The sequence below is a fragment of the Rhizobium alarense genome (assembly GCF_021555155.1).
Taxonomy (GTDB): Bacteria; Pseudomonadota; Alphaproteobacteria; order Rhizobiales; family Rhizobiaceae; genus Rhizobium_D; species Rhizobium_D alarense.
Genome location: NZ_JAKGBU010000148.1, coordinates 1 through 4,340, shown reverse-complemented (window position 1 = coordinate 4,340; position 4,340 = coordinate 1). Strand labels below are relative to the sequence as shown.

The 4,340-nt window shown below is 64.3% G+C and carries 3 protein-coding genes and 1 pseudogene; all 4 read left to right on the top strand.

Annotated features, from left to right (window positions below; all coding sequences use genetic code 11):
- Positions 1-226, top strand: a pseudogene (locus tag LXM94_RS25240) (hypothetical protein); the annotation flags it as partial.
- A 10-nt stretch (positions 227-236) separates the two neighbouring features.
- On the top strand, positions 237-1,694 hold the full coding sequence (xylB, locus tag LXM94_RS25235; protein WP_235774572.1) for a xylulokinase: 1,458 nt from the start codon (positions 237-239) through the stop codon (positions 1,692-1,694).
- A 46-nt stretch (positions 1,695-1,740) separates the two neighbouring features.
- Entirely contained in the window at positions 1,741-3,051 is a 1,311-nt protein-coding gene (gene xylA / locus LXM94_RS25230) for a xylose isomerase (protein ID WP_235774570.1), read from the top strand.
- A gap of 459 nt (positions 3,052-3,510) precedes the next feature.
- The coding region (locus tag LXM94_RS25225; RefSeq protein WP_235774568.1) for a carbon-nitrogen hydrolase family protein at positions 3,511-4,340 on the top strand (830 nt) is incomplete at its 3' end.

The window sequence follows — 4,340 nt, the reverse complement described above, 5'->3', positions numbered from 1 at the left end:
GACGATGCACACGCGGGCGGCGCTGCGCCACGGCATCATCGACGCCGTGCTCAACCAGGATCCCGGCCACGAGGTGCGCAGCGCCATTCGCGTGCTGCGCGCCAAAGCCGACGGCCTGCCGGTCGTCGAGGCGCAGGAGCGCATCCGCATCGAAATCTTCATAAAGGAAAACCTGCTGCCCGAGGCAGGCAGTCAGGGGCCGGCGCACGAACCGTCGGCGGACTAGGGAGAGGCACATGTATCTCGGAATCGATCTCGGCACGTCGAGCGTCAAGGCGATGCTGATCGATGGTGCGCAGCGCGTCATCGGCTCGGCGTCGAGCAGCGAGGTTCGCACGGCGCGGCCGCATCCCGGCTGGTCCGAACAGGATCCGGCTGATTGGATCCGCGCCACGGAAGAGGCGGTCGCAGGCCTCAAGGCGGCACACGCCGCCGAACTTGCCGCCGTGAAGGGCATCGGCCTTTCCGGCCACATGCACGGCGCGACGCTGGTCGACCGTGAGGACAAGGTGCTGCGCCCATGCATCATGTGGAACGATACGCGCAGCCACCGCGAGGCGGCGGCGCTCGACGGCGATGCGCGCTTCCGGCAGATCACCGGCAACATCGTCTTTCCCGGCTTCACCGCGCCGAAGCTCGCCTGGGTGAAGAACAATGAACCCGAGACTTTCGCAAAGATCCGCTGGGTGCTGCTGCCGAAGGACTACCTCCGGCTCTGGCTCACCGGCGAGCACATGTCGGACATGTCGGATTCGGCCGGTACCTCCTGGCTCGACACGGGCAAGCGCGCCTGGTCGCCGGAACTGCTTGCCGCAACCGACCTTGAAGAACGGCAGATGCCCGATCTTGTCGAGGGCACGGATTCTGCCGGTACCCTGCGGCCGGAGCTTGCCGCGAAATGGGGGCTGGGTGGAGGCATCGTCGTTGCCGGCGGGGCAGGGGACAATGCGGCGTCGGCCTGCGGCATGGGCACGGTCAGCGAGGGTGCGGCCTTCGTTTCGCTCGGCACGTCCGGCGTGCTCTTCGCGGCCAACGCCAGCTACTTGCCCAATCCCGAAAGCGCCGTGCATGCGTTCTGCCATGCATTGCCCGCCACCTGGCACCAGATGGGCGTCATCCTGTCGGCGACCGATGCGCTTAACTGGCATTCGCGCATCACCGGCCAATCCGCCGTCGACCTTACGAAGGAACTCGGCGATACGCTGAAGGCGCCGTCCGGGGTCATCTTCCTGCCCTATCTCTCCGGCGAGCGCACGCCGCACAACGATGCGGCGATCCGCGGCGCCTTCGTTGGTCTCGGCCATGAAAGCGGCCGTGTCGTGCTGACCCAGGCTGTGCTTGAAGGCGTCTCCTTCGCAATTCGCGACAGTCTGGAGGCGCTGAAATCCGCCGGCACCAGCCTCACGCGCGTCACCGCCATCGGCGGCGGCTCGCGCTCGCGCTACTGGCTGAAATCGATCGCGACGATACTCGATCTGCCGGTCGACCTTCCAGCCGACGGCGATTTCGGCGCGGCCTTCGGCGCCGCCCGCCTCGGCCTCGTAGCCGCCACCGGCGCCGACCCCGTCGCCGTCTGCTCCGCGCCGGCCACCGCTGAGACCATCGAGCCGGAACGGGCGCATGCGGCCGTCTATGACGACGCCTACCGGCGCTATCGCCGACTCTATCCGGCGATCAGCGCCGCCTCGGCCTGAACCACCCGATCACGCGACATCAAATAGAATCCAGAGGAGACATCCCATGAGCACAGGCTTCTTCGGCGATATTGCCAAGATCAAATATGAAGGACCGGACAGCACCAATCCGCTGGCCTTCCGCTTCTACAATCCCGACGAGATGATCATGGGCAAGCGCATGGAGGATCACCTGCGTTTCGCCGTCGCCTACTGGCACACCTTCGTCTGGCCGGGTGGCGACCCCTTCGGCGGCCAGACCTTCCAGCGCCCGTGGTTTGAAGACTCGATGCAGGCGGCGAAACTCAAGGCCGACGTCGCCTTCGAATTCTTCCAGCTTCTCGGCGTGCCGTTCTACTGCTTCCACGACGCCGACGTCCGGCCGGAAGGCAAGGACTTCGTCGAGAACACGAAGAACCTCAACGAGATCGTTGATTATTTCGCGAAGAAGCAGGCCGAGACCGGCGTCAAGCTGCTCTGGGGCACGGCGAACCTCTTCTCCAACCGCCGCTACATGTCGGGTGCGGCGACAAATCCCGATCCGGATGTCTTCGCCTTCGCGGCGGCGACGGTGAAGACCTGCGTGGATGCGACCCATCGCCTCGGCGGGCAGAACTATGTGTTGTGGGGCGGCCGCGAAGGCTACGAGACCTTGCTCAACACGAACCTGAAGCAGGAGCTCGACCAGCTTGGGCGCTTCGTGAACCTCGTCGTCGAGTACAAGCACAAGATCGGTTTCAAGGGGGCGATCCTCATCGAGCCGAAGCCGCAGGAGCCGACCAAGCACCAGTATGACTACGACGTTGCGACCGTATACGGCTTCCTGAAGGCCTACGGCCTCGAAAACGAGGTGAAGGTCAATATCGAACAGGGCCATGCAATCCTCGCCGGCCACTCCTTCGAGCATGAACTGGCGCTTGCCAACGCGCTCGGCATCTTCGGTTCGATCGACATGAACCGCAACGACTATCAGTCCGGCTGGGACACCGACCAGTTCCCCAACAACGTGCCTGAAATGGCGCTCGCCTACTACCAGGTTCTCGCCGGTGGCGGTTTCACCACGGGTGGCACCAATTTCGACGCCAAGCTGCGCCGCCAGTCCCTCGATCCGGAAGACCTGCTGATCGCCCATATCGGCGGCATGGACTGCTGCGCCCGCGGCGTGAAGGCCGCCGCGAAGATGCTGGACGACAAGGCGCTCGCCAAGCCGCTCGCCGACCGCTACGCGGGCTGGCAGTCCGCCGATGCGCAGACGATGCTCTCCGGCGGCGTCTCGCTGGAGGAGATCGAGGCGAAGGTTCGCGCAACTGGCATCAATCCCGAACCGCGTTCCGGCAAGCAGGAACTGCTGGAAAACGTGGTCAACCGCTACGTTTAGAGCAATTCCGCCAAAAATGCGCAGCGGTTTTGCAGCCGGAATTGCGCAAAATAGAGAGGCAGAGCTTTTTCGCGATTGAGAGAGACGCGGATATGTTCTGAGGCCGTGCGCAAACGGGGGCGAGGGAGCTGCCTGCGGGCCGGCTCCGTTCGAACGAGGATTGTTCCGATTCACACCCGCCGCTGGGTATTGCGGCGGGTGTGAATCGGTTTTCCATGATGTCCGCCTGCTTTCCGCAACGGCATGCGCTCTCTCATTCCCGGCCTGTGCCGGCGTTGACGAATCGCGAGCGGGGCGGCATCCTCTGGCTGGCGTGGCCTGCGCCGAACCTCTGAAGACCGTCCCCAGCGCGGTCCTGCACGGGGGCAAAGGGACTTCAGTCTCGGGTTGCTTTCCTTGGTCCGATCGTTTCGGGCGTGGTTGCTGGGGAACGCCGTCCGGGACGTGAAAGGCCACGCAATGACGGAAAACCGGAATTTCAAGCGTCGTGTACGGGCACGTGCCGCCAAGACGGGCGAATCCTATACGACCGCTCTCATGCATCTTCGTTCAAGATCCGCAAGCGGCCTGCCGCCGGAAGCACGACAGGTGCGCCTGGCTGTGGTGCAGACCGCTTTCCACGACGATCCACGCGACGCCGATGCGCTTCATCGCAGCGGGTTGGAGATGCGCCATCTCATGCGCCAGGCGCGCCAGGCAGGTGCGAGGATCGTGCATTTTCCCGAGGGCGCGATCTGCTCACCCAACAAGCGCATCATGTCCGTCAACGGTCCCCGGGACATTGGCCCGTCCGACTGGAGCCGGTTCGAATGGACTGTTCTAGGCGAGGAACTCGAGGCGGTGCGGCAGCTTGCGCAGGAGCTTGATCTTTGGACGGTCTTCGGTTCGGTGCATCGGCTGACGCCGCCGCACCGACCACACAACAGCCTCTACGTCGTCTCCCATCGTGGGGAACTGGTGACCCGATATGACGAGCGCATGCTGTCGAACACCAAGATCTCGTTCATGTACACGCCCGGCAAAGGGCCGGTGACGTTCGAGGTCGACGGCGTCCGCTTCGGCTGCGCACTCGGCATGGAGTCGCACTTTCCGGAATTATTTCTCGAATACGAACGGCTCGACGTGGACTGCATCCTGTTTTCGACGACCGGCGAGACCCCGGACAACGCCTCGGCCTTCGCCATCGAAATGCAGGGTCATGCGGCCAGCAACGCCTACTGGACCAGTTACGCCGCCCATGCGCCGGCCAGTCCGGTGGCGCCCGCGGGGGTCGTCTCTCCGGACGGTCG